The organism is Arthrobacter sp. B1805, assembly GCF_002929745.1.
In the GTDB taxonomy this organism is placed as follows: Bacteria; Actinomycetota; Actinomycetes; order Actinomycetales; family Micrococcaceae; genus Arthrobacter_D.
Genome location: NZ_PJIQ01000001.1, coordinates 37,179 through 50,299, shown reverse-complemented (window position 1 = coordinate 50,299; position 13,121 = coordinate 37,179). Strand labels below are relative to the sequence as shown.

Below are 13,121 nucleotides of genomic sequence, written 5' to 3'. Positions count from 1 at the left end.
CGGGGTCGATGATTGGTGTCAGGGGTGACAAGTGGTTATGGTCGTGACACTAGTGGTGCAGGATGTCAGGAGTCAACATGTCTTTTACCTATGACACAGAGGTGGCGCTCTCGTCTGCGGCTGCCCTGATCAACACCGCTAAGGAGGACGTCGATCCGCTCGACACGCTCGACGGCCTCGACCGATTCCTGACGGAGCAGCGGTTCTCCGGCTCCCGCACGCACACGGAGTCGGAACTGGAGTCGGTCCGGGCGCTGCGATCCGAACTGGAGGTGATCTGGTTCGCGGAGGAGGACGACGCCGTGGCGCTCGTCAATGCGATCCTGCGCAGGGCCAACGCCCTTCCCCAGCTCGTGCGCCACGATGAGTGGGACTGGCACCTGCACGCCACCGCACCGGAAGCGCCACTGGAGGAGCGGATGGCGACGGAGGCGGCCATGGCCCTTGCCGACGTCATCCGTGGACATGAGCTCGACCGCCTGCGGTCCTGCGCAGCGGAGGACTGCGACGGCGTTGTGCTGGACCTCAGCCGCAACCGGTCGAAGAGATTCTGCGACACGGGCAATTGCGCGAACCGCACCCACGTGAAGGCATACCGCGCGCGGAAAGCCATGGGCGTTTGACGCGGTGGCATCGCCCAGGACCGAGCGAGGCAGCACTAGCGTTGGTCGTCGGGCTCCTGCTCGTCGAATGACAGCGTCAGGGTGGATCCGTAGGGGGACGCGTGGCCGTAGGTCGTCGCGATCGGACCATAGCCGGGCGATATCGCGGTGCCTCCAGCACGAACGTCCTGGTCCGGGCCGTTGCTGCCGAGCAGGCTCCTGGTCAGGGAGGCGCCGTCCGACATCAATTCGTCCACCGCGGCAAGCAGGTGCTCATCCGCGACCGGCACCTGCTCCAGGGCGGCGGCGAGCGTGGCCCGGCGCACGAGTTCGCGCGTGAAGGACGCCGTGGTGCCCTCGGTCCGGCGGGCGACCGTTCCGACCGTCTCCCTGCTGAACGAGAGGCTGCCTGCGTAGAGCCGAAGGAGCGCTGCGCGCTCGGCCTCCGCAGGAAGCGGCACTTCCACCGCCAAGTCCACTCGACCGGGGCGCTGTGCAAGCGCCCGCTCGAGCATGTCGACGCGGTTCGTGGTGAGGACGAAGGTGACGTCGGCGTCGTCGTCGAGCCCGTCCATCGCATCGAGCACCTCGAACAGCAGGGGCTGCGGGCCGTGCCCGAAGCTGCGGTCCTCCGCGATGAGATCGCAGTCCTCGAGCACGACGATCGATGGTTGGAGGGCCCGTGCCATGCGAGCCGCCTCACTCACATGCGCGAGGGTGCCGCCGGACAGCAGGATCGCCGTCGTGCCCTCGCTCGCACTCAGCAGGAAGCGCACTGTGTGGGTCTTGCCCGTGCCCGGCGGACCGTACAGGAGGATGCCGCGCTTGAGGTGTTGGCCGGCGGCGACGAGCGCTTCGCGGTGTGCCGCGATGCCGAGGGCATGCTTCTCGACCCTGTCCAGCAGGCCCTCGGGCAGGATGACGTCCGCAGCAGTGATGCTCGGCCGATGGTGGAAGGTCACGCCCGCACTGCTCGGCCCGAAGGAGTCCGTGCTGTAGGACAGGATCTGGCCCTTCAGGACGCTCTCGCTCTGCATGCGCCGCCGGAAGTCGGCGAGGAAGGCAGAGGTGACCTCGGCCTCCGTGCACAGGACCTCGACCGATGCGGTCAGCCGCCCGTAGCGAGGCTCCGCGGAGCGCTGCAGGAGCGCGACGGGAACGCCGTCGCGCCGGAACAGCCGAAGACCGAGCGCGACTGTCTGGCGCTGCTCATCGGGCCCGATCGGCAGGTTTGCATAGTCCGGCTGCGAGAGCGGGAAGCTCGGGTACACCTGGGAGTGCTGCAGCATATCGCTGAGGGACATGTGGTGGCGCTGGTCGCCGCCGCCGATGCCGACAAGCCGCGCGTCCTGGCCCGTAATGCCCTCGAGGACGATGTCCGCATCGATGAAGCGGTGGGCCGGAACCTCTTCGACGACGATGGGCACCGTGCCGGCGGCGGCACCCAGATGCGCGGAGAGGGTATCGGCGAGTTCGCGTCCGGCCGCAGAACCCTGCTGCGCTTCCTGTGCGAGACGGACCATCGTGCCGAAGTTACTGACGAATTCTGCTAGTTCTTCCCCCATGAGGGGAGGCTAGCAGGGGCGTCAAGTGGTCTTCAGCGGTCTAGGTGTCCTGTTTCGGCAGGCGCTGCCCGTAGCGGGGTTCGTCGTCGGGCTCCGCATCCCGCTCAGGCTGAGAAGGCCATTCCTGGACGTCCGGCCTGGCGGACGAGCGATTGATGCCGGAACCCTTGCTGAGATGTTCCGCGTTCGGCGTTTCAGCCATCATCAGCATCGCGCAGATCACGAGGGATGCGATGAAGGCGATCCCCGCGGCAGTCAGTCCGAGATCGACGCGCAGCTCCCTGGCACCGCCTCCGGTGGCGAAGATGGACGTGGCTACTCCCGCCACTGCCGCGAGGACAGCGGAGAAGACTAGTGGAGCCTTGATGCCGTGGCGGAATCGTCCCTGTGTGGGTTTCCCCGGTCGGCGCTTGGCCACGGGCACTCCTTCCAGTGATGCGATATTTCTACGGAACGTAGAGCACCTAGTTTACGGGGTCCGGCTCGCTGCGGACGCCGGAAGAGGGCAATGCGCCGAGCGCGGAATCGTGCCGGTAGCTCAGGGCTGCGATACCGAGCACGACGGCGGTGACCAGCGCTCCTCCCCCGGTCACGCCGAGCAGCGCATGCGCGCCGAGCTGCTCCACGAAGGGAAGGATGGCACCGGTGGCTGTGCCGACCACTCCGACGATGACAAGATCACGCGCGGCCGGATGACCGTGAACGGCGAGCCCGCGCACCAGTTCCGCCAGGCCCGCGACGATCAGTGCGACTGCGCCGGCGAACGCGAAGCTGCGGTCGTCGATGAACACGAGACTTGCGACACCCGCGCCGAGCAGGAGGCCACCGCCGATGTCTGTCAGCAGTTTCGAACTCGAACCCCAGTGCGCCATTCGGTGCGTCCAGAGATACGCGCTGCCGACCAGCAGGAGGTACAGACCTCCGGCGAGGGACATCACGAGCGTGGACGGCTCACGCCAAAAGATCGTCAGCAGACCGAATACGGCACTGGCCACGGCGCGGACCAGGAACGGCTTCCACAGCTGTAGCTCGGTGGGGTCGGAACCAGTTCCGGCGGCGGGCGATGCGGCAGCCATCAATGACCTCCCTGACTGAAAGTGGCCGGGCGGTTTCCGGCGAGTCCAGTCTAGTCCTCGGGGATCGGGGGTGTGCTGCGACAGGCTCTTGCGGTAGCTCCTCGGGAACGCTCCTGTCGCGTGCGGCCCATCACCCGGGCTCCTGTTCGCCCCGCACGGGTGATGGGTAGGATGGTGAGTGACAGCCGTCACGCATCAGGGGAAGCGACGGTGGTGGTAGGTCTCTTCATATCTAGCCGGGACAGAAGATGAAGAAATTGAGTTTCGTCGCCTGCGCGCTCCTCCTCACGGGTTGCACGACCACTTCCTCCGACGGCGCGGTCGAGGGCGGGAACCAGTCCGAGGTTGCCAGCCCGACGTCGGCTGCACCCAGGACTGCCGTCGAGGAAGCTGACGCAGCGACATGCCAGACCCTCATCGGCGCCGACGGCGGTCTGATCTCCGATTCCGCCGAGTTCCTCACCAACGTGTCCGAGATGAACGCTGCGACGGCCACGGAAGCAGCACGCCTTGCAGGGACCCTGGAAGGCGTTGCCGACACCTCCTCTGCGCGGTTCCGGAACCTCCTGACGGTGATGCAGGAACCGTTCCACGACCTCGAGGCCGCCTATGAGAACGGCAGGAGGTTCAGCCTGAACCCGGACCGCTTCAAGTCCGCCAGCAAGGAGGTCATAGCTCTCTGCGAGCCCTTGATGTAGCGGCTCACAGGTGGGCGGCCCAGATCCGCCCTGCGTCTGCTGAAGTGGTTCAGTCCTCAACGGGGAATGCGCTGACGACGATGTTCTTTCCCAAGGGGTCCTGGGTGTAGCAGCTGATGATGATCAGTCTGTTCGGGACGATGTTCCATATACCGCTCGTGCTGAGAGTGTCCTTCTCGTAGGTGGTGACCGAGTCGATGACGTACTCGATGGTGCCGGTAGCCGTGGTGAGGGCAACGGTGTCCCCCACGGCGGTCGATGTGCTGAGTCTGTCGAAAGGTGCCTCCCGGCCCTCCCAACTGTGGCCGGCTATGTAGGTCGTGTTGGTGGATCCTGCGCCCGGCGTGCCATACGGAGTAAGCCAGTAGCCGTCATCGGTGAATGGCGGAACGATCGACTGGCCGGCCGTTTCAGCGGCACTGGGCGTCAGCGGCAGGACCGCGATATCGATGCCGGCGGTCTCGACCGCGAGACTGGTGGGAGCTGCCGCCGCCGGCATGGCGGCAGTACCGGATTCCGACGCCGTCGACGGATCACCTCCGCCTGGTGCGGAAGCGGCACGGTCACCGGCAGCAGCCGCAGGTGATGTCGCTGGGGCAGGTAGGTTCGACGGATCCGACGGTAGCCCAGCAGGCGCCGGGGGCTCGTCCACTATCGTTCCCACGATCGGGGCGGGGGCCCCGAAGGAGTCGCGCCCCTGCGGCACATCCACTCCGCCCTCCGGCCCGAAGTGCACAACCACGACGAGAACCGCTGCCGACATCGCAATCACCGCCCCCACCAGCAGCAGCCAGAGCTTCTGCCGCCGCCGTGAAGCAGACGCAGCGGAGTGCTTGGGCAGGGGATCTAGGGTGTGGCGCACAACCTGTGCCTTCCGGTGGTACTACTTTCGAGAACTGCCCTGATAGGTGCAGTGCCAGCCACGCATCGGGGCTGGCACTGCAGGTTGGTCTTCCGGCGGACGCCCTATCGGACGTCCGCCGGCCTGGCGGGGCCTACAGGGTGAAGCGACTCCTCCGGACCATAAGAGCCGCAGCTTCGACCGAGGAACCGGAGGAAGGGGCATGTTGATGACCAGGAGACGGCTGGGAACCGGGCGCCACCGGCCCTCTCGGGAGATCGGTGACCGTCGCGATGCCCGCCGCCGTCTGGATATTCAGCCCGGCGTTCTTCCCTACAGGTGTTGAACTTGCGCGGGGACCGATCCTGGTCTCCGGCGCGATAGGCCGTCGGTCCTTCTGCGGGGTGAGAACCGGCTGCCGTTCGACCGGCGGAACAATTACGGGAGGCACGACCGGCGGGACGACCGGCGGAACAACCACAGGAGGCACGACAGGCGGCACGACCGGCGGAACAACCACAGGCGGCACGACCGGCGGAACAACCACAGGCGGCACGACCGGCGGGACGACCGGCGGCACAACCACCGGCGGCACGACCGGCGGGACGACCGGCGGCACGACCGGCGGGACGACCGGCGGAACAACCACAGGCGGGACGACCGGCGGCACAACCACAGGCGGCTCGACCGGCGGCACGACCACAGGCGGCTCGACCGGCGGCACGACCACAGGCGGCTCGACCGGCGGCACAACCACAGGCGGCACGACCGGCGGCACAACCACAGGCGGCACGACCGGCGGCACAACCACAGGCGGCACGACCGGCGGAACAACCACAGGCGGCTCGACCGGCGGAACAACCACAGGCGGCTCGACCGGCGGAACGACCACAGGCGGCTCGACCGGCGGAACAACTACAGGAGGAGCTGCGACGATGCGCGTCTCGATCGAGCTCGTGCAGGTGACGTAAGCTCCGCCTCCGTTACCTGAGCCATTGCATTGATCGATCGTCACGGGAAGCGCAGTTGCAACGCTGTTCGATCCGACTGTGCATCGCACGCGCTCGGTTCCTCCGCCACCGTTACCGGAGACGTTGCATTGGGTGACGGTGGCGTTCGTGGTCGAGCCGATAGGGCTACAGACAATCGTCGGCTCGGTCCCGCCGTCCTCGCCGGATCCATTGCACTGGTTGACGGTGCCTGGCATCGCGGTCGCAGTACCCGTAATGGTGTTGACCACGGTGACGCGGCATTCGACGACTCCACCGCCGCCGTTGCCCGAACCGTTGCACTGGTTCACTGACGTCACGAGATCATTAGAGGGGACGGTCGTCGTTGTACACGTCAACGCCGTGTTGGCGGCCCCCACACAGGCTTCGGTGGTCACCACCGAGCTTCCGATCCCGGTCTCGAGATCGAGCGTATTGGCAACGGTGACGGTACAGGTGACGCCCTGACCGCCGACATTCGCGATTCCGTTGCATTGGGCGATGGCGGAAGCGGCAGAAGCGGACGAGACGGCGCCGAGTGTTCCTCCGGACAGAACCATCGAGAATGCCACGGCGAGGGCTGCTAAGAACGTTGAATACTTGCGCAAGGGAGGAAAACTGTTCCTCGCCCTAGTGGGTTGGCGATGGAGGGCCATGATGTAATTCCTCAATAAGAGTCGATCAGTCAGAAAAACTGTGCGGCAGCTCGCCTCGGTCCCAGGATCGGAATTGCTGAACATGGTCTTTGTTCTTGCAATGGAGCGATGTCTCCATCGGGCAACCAGGATGCATTGCCCGGAGAGCGGCGGGACCTCTAGGACTGTTGATTGCACAAAGCCATGCGCGACTGCCCGACAGAAATATCGAGCAGTAGAATCAACGCGGAATCACTTGCTGCTGGGCGCGTGCCGCGCAACTGCAGCAGGATGAGACCTGATTTATCAGCATTGGAGCGCCGTGCCACATCGTCGTGGACAAGGCCGAAGCCCTCAGGCTTCTCATCAATTAACTGGACCCCAGACCCGGATTGGTTTGTTGAGCTTCAACGTACGCCCGAACGGCTCTATTGGCTATCTTGGGGGTCAATCTTAATTCTTTAGGGCTCGCGAAGTCCCATCTTGCGGAAATCTTGCGCATTCTGCCTACCTTCCGGCGGTACGAGAAACGCGCAGCCGAGAATCCGCCTCTGCACGTCGTGCCACGAGCCCGGTGATACGCGGTCCCTCACGGTGCTACCGCGTCGGTGACGCCATCAGAGGGGAGTCCGTCGAATCACCCCGCGTGGCCCCGCGTCGCTCCCGTCACCATCCAGCGGTCGTCGCGGACGCGCCATCCCAGGGTCACAGCCCGCGCCACCATGTAACCGATCCCGAACGCGACCCACAGCCAGACGATGCCCTCGCCGCCGGTCAGTTCCGCCCGACCGACCAGGGCCAGCAACGGCAGGTACGCGACGAGATTCACGACGCCGGCGATCGCCAGGTACCGGGCGTCACCCGCGCCGATCAGGACGCCGTCGAGCACGAACACGAAGCCGCATACCGGCTGCGACGCGGCGAGCACCCACAGGCCGGCGGCGAACGCCGCCTGCACGTCCGGATCCGTCGTGAAGACCCAGCCGACGACCGGTGCCACGGCGGCCAACAGGCATCCGGTGAGGACGCCGAAACCCACACCCCAGATGACCATCCGCCGGGTCAGGGCGCGTGCCAGCGGGCGATTGCCCGATCCCAACTCCTTGCCGATGAGGGCCTGGGCCGCGATGGCGAGCGCATCCAGCGCGAAGGCGAGGAAGGTGAAGACGGTCATGACCAGCTGGTGCGAGGCAAGACCCAGTGGACCCTGCGCCGTCGCCACGAAAACGGTGGCGAGGATCGCCACGCGGAGCGACAGAGTGCGCAGCATGAGCCAGGACCCTACGCTCGCCGTCCTCCGGATGCCCCGGAATGACGGTGTCAGGGAAACGTGCTGACGCCGGGAAGCACGAACGATCATCACGAGATACACGGCCGCCATGCCCCACTGCGCGAGACTTGTTCCGAGTGCAGACCCCGCCACCGACATTCCGGCTCCGTAGACGAGCAGGTAGTTGAGGACGATGTTGGCACCGAATCCGGCGCCCGCGACGATCAGCGGGGTCCGGGTGTCCTGCAGGCCGCGCAATACTCCGGTGGCCGCGAGCACCATCAACATCGCGGTTAGACCGGGCATGGACCAGCGCAGGTAATCGACGGCGAAAGCATGCACCTGACCCTCTGCGCCCATGATGGTGGCCAGACGGGGCGCCGTAGCCCAGCCGACCACGGACAGGAGGAAGCCGAGCACGACGGCTAGCCCGATGCCGTCCCGGCCGGCCGCGAGGGCATGGGGCAGCCGCCCCGCACCGAGCAGGCGAGCAACTGCCGGAGTGGTCGAATAGGCGAGGAAGACCATCAGCCCGACGGCGGTCTGCAGGACGGTGGAGGCGAGGCCGACGCCCGCGAGCTCATCGACCCCGAGGTGCCCGACGATCGCCGAATCGGCCAGGAGGAACAGTGGCTCGGCGACAAGGGCTCCCAGGGCGGGGACGGCGAGTCGCAGGATGCTGCGGCTGAGCTGGCGGTTGGTAGGCAGTGTCTCGTGCACCCGTCCAGCGTAGGCGCGTCGGCGGCGGGGCCTAAGCTGGAAAAGATCCGACAAGCGCAAGGCCCCAGGGGAGATATGAAACTCGGCGTCAGGCAGTACCTTGCAGGACTGGTCCTGCTGTTCATCAGCACCCTCTTCGTCCCCCAGGCCGTGTCTGACTTCGCCAGGGCGGAATCGACGGGTACCCCGGCGCCCGCCGAGGCGCCGCTGCTACTGGCGATCGGTCTGCTCATCATCCTGGCCGCGGCAGCGTGTATCGCCTGGGGCTACTGGCTCACGCACCGTCGGGGAGCGCCCCGGAAGCGCAATCCCGAGGACGACCCGGACGAGCCTCTGATGCGGCCCGGGTACGGGCCTGGTCCTTCCGATCAGGACTCGTGGCGAGAGCACCCGCTGCGCCGTCCGGAGCGCGACACGGAGTGACCTCCTGATACTCCACGGCGTCCGCGGTGGCGTCGTGGATACGTCGCTTACCGCTCGTGTCCAGCCCTGATCGGTCCGCTGCTCCTCCTTGTCCTGACGTCTCCGTGCTTCGTACGGTCAGTACAGTGACTGCACGCACCCCTGGTCCTACGGTCACGATGCTTCCCGATGACCACCCCGCCCAGGAGGACCCGATCATGATGCCGAAAGCCCGGATCGCGACACCTGCCGCACTAATCGGTGTCCTCCTCCTCGCCGTCACGGGGTGCACGGACACCGGCACGAGCGATGCGGGATCGAGCGCACCCGCCCAGGTGCAGGGCGGCGACGGGAGCACGGCCTCGTCGGAGCCGTCGTCGAAGCCGTCGAGTCGGTCCTCGCAGGGGGCATCAGGGGAATCCGGCTCCCAGTCGGGCGACATGAGCATTCCGGACATCGTCGAAGCGGTGCAGCCCTCCGTGGTCACCATCTTCACCGAGGGCGGCCTCGGCAGCGGCGTCATCTACACCGAGGACGGGTTGATCCTTACCAACGAACACGTTGTGCGCGGGAACGACGACGTCGAAGTCGCCTTCGCCGACGGACAACGGGTGTCGGGGACGGTGGAGGCGGTGGACGCGGTGTCCGATCTCGCACTCGTGCAGGCGGACCGGACCGATCTTCCCGCGGCGACCTTCCAGTCCGGTCTTCCGCGTATCGGCGAGCTCGCCGTCGTCATCGGGTCACCGCTCGGTTTCGAGAACACCGCGACGTCGGGCATCATCTCCGGCCTGCACCGGGAGATTCCCGGCTCGGCGTCGACGAGTCAGTCGCTCGTCGATCTGATCCAGACCGACGCGGCGATCAGCCCGGGTAATTCGGGCGGCGCCGTCGTGAACGGTCGAGGCGAGATCATCGGCATCAGCGAGGCGTACATTCCGCCCTCGCAGGGCGCCGTCGCACTCGGTTTCGCCATCCCGGCTCCCACGGCGACCGAGATTGCCGAGGAGCTGCGGGAGGACGGCACGGCGGAACATGCCTTCATGGGTGTGGGCCCCGGCGCCATCACGCCGCAGATCGCCGAGCAGCTGAACCTCCGTGACACCACCGGCGTCGTGGTGCTGTCCGTCTCGGAGGGCGGGCCCGCCGATGCCGCCGGGATCCGGCCGGGCGACATCATCACGAGGATCGGGGACGAGGAACTGTCGGCGCCGGAAGACCTGCTCGCCGCGTTGCGCCAGCGGGAGCCTGGCGAGACGGTCTCCGTCATGACCAGGAGGGGCTCCGACACGGAAAGCGTGGACGTCCGGCTCACTGACCGCCCCGCCGCGCGCGGCTGATCGATCGGCCGCAATCAGTAGGCCCGTTCGACGCTCGTAGCCACCTGACGGCGCGTCGATCGCCGTAGGCCGTCGTCTATGGGAGCAGGCTCCACGCCTTCCAGCCCGGATACACCTCGTGCTGCATCTCCTGTGCCAGCGACTCGAGGTCCCTGAGGTCGGAATCGACGAACGTTCGGGGCGAGGTGGACATGACGCAGAGCGTGCCGACGTTCCATCCGCCGGGTCCGCGCAGCGGATAGCCGGCGTAGAACCGGATGTACGGCTCAAGGAGTTCGCCCTCGAGCACTGGCAGCTCCGCCTGTCCGCGAAGATAGGCGTCGATCTCCAGCTCCGACAGGGAACCGCCGATCGCGAAGTACTCGATCCATACCTCAGCGAGGGACAGATCAACTTGGCGCATTGTCCCGGCGATACGGTCCCGCAGGCCTAGCTCGTCCATGGCTCCTCCTGATTCCCTGGAGCGGGTCCTACTCGAAGTGCGTTTTCGCAGGTCCTTGGCCCAGCGACTGCACCACGGAGGCCGCAACGTCACGGAGCTTGATGTTCCGCGCGCTCGACGCGGTCTTGAGGATCGACATGGCCTCGTCCTGGGAGCACCGGTTCTGGCCCATGATCACGCCGACGGCGAGGTCGATGGTGGTCCTGCTCTCCATCGCGGCCCTCATGTCCTCGCTCGATTCGGTCAGTTTCGCGATCCTCACCGCGAGCCGGAGTGACGCGGACACTTCCTCGGCGAAGCGCTGCGCGGCCTCGATGGCATCCTCGCTGAACGCGTCCACGAGGGGCGAGTAGAAGTTCAGCGCGGCCGTCGCTTCTCCCTCCAGCGGAATGGGAACTCCGAGGGCTGATTTGACGCCGTGGTCCGCGATCGCACGGCTGTACTCCGGGAAGCGCTCCTCGGCATCGAAGTCGCTGACGTAATGCACAGTCCCCAGGCGGGCCGCCCGCAGGCAGGGTCCGTCGTTGTACTCGTACTGGACCTCGTCCATCTTCTGGGCATCCGGTCCGTTACTCGCGACCGTGGTCTTCGTGCGCGCCCGCAGGAGCGTCACGCCGCACAGGACCTCGTCGTGTTCGGCGGACAGGGTGTGACCGGCGATCGTCACCAGTTTCGTCAGGAACTCCTCGACGTCCTGACTGTCGAGGACGAAGTCCTGGAGCAAGCCCGGAACCGCCGGGCTCTTGTCGTTTCCATGATCAAGCAACGGATAAGCCTTTGCATCAACCCGATGCCGAAGACGCGTGATGCGGGCAAGGGGATGGTGAGTGGCCGCCTGCTGCTAAACGACCTAGATGATATTACCCAATCGGACGGGCGGCAGGGCCCTTGTGGTGGACGTTCGGTGCGCCTTGAATAGACCCACCCATGCCGTCACACCGAGAGGAAAGCACATGGCCGGAGAACGTCCCGCCCTTTCGTTGTCATCTACCGTGCTCGGTGCGCCTGATGCCCAGGAACTGGCTGCGTTCTACCAGCGGCTCCTCGGGTGGAACACGAGGACAGAAGAGCCCGGGTGGGTCGTCCTCGGGGCCCCCGACGGCGGGGCGGGCCTGTCCTTCCAGACAGAGGATCACTACACGCGGCCGACCTGGCCCGAAGAACCCGACCACCAGCAGATGATGATGCACCTCGATCTCGCGGTCGACGATCTCGGGGCAGCGGTCGAATTCGCCCTGTCCCTGGGCGCCGACCTTGCGGACTTCCAACCTCAGGACGACGTGCGCGTCTGTCTCGACCCGGCGGGCCACCCCTTCTGCCTGTTCTTGCAGTAGACGGACCCTGCCGCCGCGACCCGCGAAGTCAACCCGCGGTCCGCGCACGCCGTTCACCCCGCGCGCCGGGTAGCGCGACGCACATTGGAAGGACGCAACCTCCGTCCCGGACCCGTTAGTGGACTGACGTTGAATACATCGATGTGCTCGCACGGACATGGGCCGTCGGCCAGGGGTCGTAGCAGCCGGCTCCCGACCGACTGCTACGACGAAGCACCATCGAGGAGGCCGAGGGCAGCGTGCTGGCCTCGGTAGACCGCCGTTCGCAACTCGATGGCGTAGGGCTGCAGGGCAGGCATTCCCAGCGACCGGGCGACGGCGATCTCCGCCTCGATGTCGTACGCCACCCTCACGAACTGGATCCCGAACGGATCCCTCCGTTCGCCGTCGGGCTCCCCCTCGATAATGACGTAGGACGCCTGCGGTTCGTCCAGGGGGTTGCCCACGCTTCCCACGTTGATCAGCGTCCGGCTGCGATAGGTGGACACGAACGCGTCGTGGATGTCGCCGTAGCAGACGACGTCCGGCTGCGGGCCGTCGCCTGTCAGGTCCGTCGCCGCGAACATGCCTTCGAATGCGCGGTCATCGTGGCGGGCATGGACGCGGTGGTAGACGCTCTTCGCCGATGCGTGGAACATGCGGACACGCCGTCCGCTGAGGATGATGTCGTGGGACAGCGGAAGCGACTGCAGCCAGGAACGGTCCTCCGGAGTCAGCTCGTTGTGCCACCACCAGCCGGCGTCGTCCCGCCACTCCGGCGTCTCGCTGGGGAGGAAGTCATCCCAGTTGCCCCGCACCGTGACCGTGCAGTGCAGACGGCTCAAGCGCACGCACTCCGAACCGCGGGGGCCTTTTCCGGCCACGTCGCCCAGGTTGTACACCGTGGTGATACCCCTGCGACGCAGATCCTCGAGGACGGCCAGGAACGCGGTGGCATTCCCGTGGAGGTCGGAGATCACCGCAACGCGTTCCATTCCGTCAGGCTATCGCTGTCTGGACAATTGAACTGGAGTCATAACATTGCGCTACTCGGGCGACTCTCGAACCAGGACCTGCGCGAGTGGCACGCGACACGCAGTATCCGCCATGGGTGGTAATGCCCGCGTCGATGTCAACGGGCTGCTGCTGTGCCGGAACTCATGGCAGGCGGCCGTTGCAACGCCGTAGTCCTTGCCGTCGACTTCCAGCACTGTTTCGCCGGTCCCGG

General features: G+C 66.3%; 14 protein-coding genes. 5 read left to right on the top strand and 9 right to left on the bottom strand.

Annotation, left to right across the window (positions count from 1 at the left end):
- Positions 1 to 77: 77 nt before the first annotated feature.
- Positions 78 to 623, top strand: a complete 546-nt coding sequence (locus tag CXQ96_RS00295; protein ID WP_104116050.1) for a CGNR zinc finger domain-containing protein — start codon at positions 78 to 80, stop codon at positions 621 to 623.
- 35 nt (positions 624 to 658) lie between these two features.
- Here CXQ96_RS00295 and CXQ96_RS00290 read toward each other — a convergent pair whose 3' ends face one another.
- The 3 genes from CXQ96_RS00290 to CXQ96_RS00280 are packed head-to-tail and all read right to left on the bottom strand — an operon-like array spanning position 659 to position 3,243.
- On the bottom strand, positions 659 to 2,167 hold the full coding sequence (locus CXQ96_RS00290) for an ATP-binding protein (protein ID WP_104116049.1): 1,509 nt from the start codon (positions 2,165 to 2,167) through the stop codon (positions 659 to 661).
- A gap of 40 nt (positions 2,168 to 2,207) precedes the next feature.
- Positions 2,208 to 2,585 (bottom strand): hypothetical protein, encoded by a 378-nt coding sequence (locus tag CXQ96_RS00285; RefSeq protein WP_308662299.1) that lies wholly within the window; start codon positions 2,583 to 2,585, stop codon positions 2,208 to 2,210.
- A gap of 46 nt (positions 2,586 to 2,631) precedes the next feature.
- A complete protein-coding gene (locus CXQ96_RS00280; RefSeq protein ID WP_104116047.1) occupies positions 2,632 to 3,243 on the bottom strand; it encodes a hypothetical protein in 612 nt (203 codons plus the stop codon).
- A gap of 248 nt (positions 3,244 to 3,491) precedes the next feature.
- Here CXQ96_RS00280 and CXQ96_RS00275 point away from each other — a divergent pair, with 248 nt between their 5' ends.
- Positions 3,492 to 3,941: a hypothetical protein gene (locus CXQ96_RS00275; protein WP_146070774.1), complete on the top strand. Its 450-nt coding sequence runs from the start codon at positions 3,492 to 3,494 to the stop codon at positions 3,939 to 3,941.
- A gap of 49 nt (positions 3,942 to 3,990) precedes the next feature.
- Here the strand turns inward: CXQ96_RS00275 and CXQ96_RS00270 are convergent, their stop codons facing one another.
- The 3 genes from CXQ96_RS00270 to CXQ96_RS00255 all read right to left on the bottom strand — a co-directional run bounded on the left by CXQ96_RS00270 (position 3,991) and on the right by CXQ96_RS00255 (position 8,396).
- Positions 3,991 to 4,803: a class F sortase gene (locus CXQ96_RS00270; protein ID WP_258058675.1), complete on the bottom strand. Its 813-nt coding sequence runs from the start codon at positions 4,801 to 4,803 to the stop codon at positions 3,991 to 3,993.
- A 133-nt stretch (positions 4,804 to 4,936) separates the two neighbouring features.
- Positions 4,937 to 6,511, bottom strand: a complete 1,575-nt coding sequence (locus CXQ96_RS18265; protein ID WP_181036300.1) for a hypothetical protein — start codon at positions 6,509 to 6,511, stop codon at positions 4,937 to 4,939.
- Positions 6,512 to 7,043: 532 nt separating this feature from the next.
- Positions 7,044 to 8,396 carry an MATE family efflux transporter gene (locus tag CXQ96_RS00255; protein WP_104116044.1) on the bottom strand — a complete coding sequence of 451 codons (1,353 nt, stop codon included), beginning with the start codon at positions 8,394 to 8,396 and terminating at the stop codon, positions 7,044 to 7,046.
- A 75-nt stretch (positions 8,397 to 8,471) separates the two neighbouring features.
- On the opposite strand from CXQ96_RS00255, the gene CXQ96_RS00250 reads away from it, so the two are divergent.
- Positions 8,472 to 8,819, top strand: coding sequence for a hypothetical protein (locus tag CXQ96_RS00250; RefSeq protein ID WP_104116043.1), 348 nt, complete (start codon positions 8,472 to 8,474; stop codon positions 8,817 to 8,819).
- 125 nt (positions 8,820 to 8,944) lie between these two features.
- Positions 8,945 to 10,138 (top strand): S1C family serine protease, encoded by a 1,194-nt coding sequence (locus tag CXQ96_RS00245; RefSeq protein WP_258058661.1) that lies wholly within the window; start codon positions 8,945 to 8,947, stop codon positions 10,136 to 10,138.
- Positions 10,139 to 10,214: 76 nt separating this feature from the next.
- Here the strand turns inward: CXQ96_RS00245 and CXQ96_RS00240 are convergent, their stop codons facing one another.
- A complete protein-coding gene (locus tag CXQ96_RS00240; RefSeq protein WP_104116042.1) occupies positions 10,215 to 10,580 on the bottom strand; it encodes a GAF domain-containing protein in 366 nt (121 codons plus the stop codon).
- A gap of 28 nt (positions 10,581 to 10,608) precedes the next feature.
- Positions 10,609 to 11,346 (bottom strand): GAF and ANTAR domain-containing protein, encoded by a 738-nt coding sequence (locus CXQ96_RS00235; RefSeq protein ID WP_104116041.1) that lies wholly within the window; start codon positions 11,344 to 11,346, stop codon positions 10,609 to 10,611.
- A gap of 187 nt (positions 11,347 to 11,533) precedes the next feature.
- Here CXQ96_RS00235 and CXQ96_RS00230 point away from each other — a divergent pair, with 187 nt between their 5' ends.
- Positions 11,534 to 11,914, top strand: coding sequence for a VOC family protein (locus tag CXQ96_RS00230; RefSeq protein WP_104116040.1), 381 nt, complete (start codon positions 11,534 to 11,536; stop codon positions 11,912 to 11,914).
- 203 nt (positions 11,915 to 12,117) lie between these two features.
- Here the strand turns inward: CXQ96_RS00230 and CXQ96_RS00225 are convergent, their stop codons facing one another.
- The gene (locus CXQ96_RS00225) at positions 12,118 to 12,888 is read right to left on the bottom strand and encodes a metallophosphoesterase (protein WP_104116039.1); all 771 of its coding nucleotides are present in this window, start codon (positions 12,886 to 12,888) and stop codon (positions 12,118 to 12,120) included.
- Positions 12,889 to 13,121: the final 233 nt, after the last annotated feature.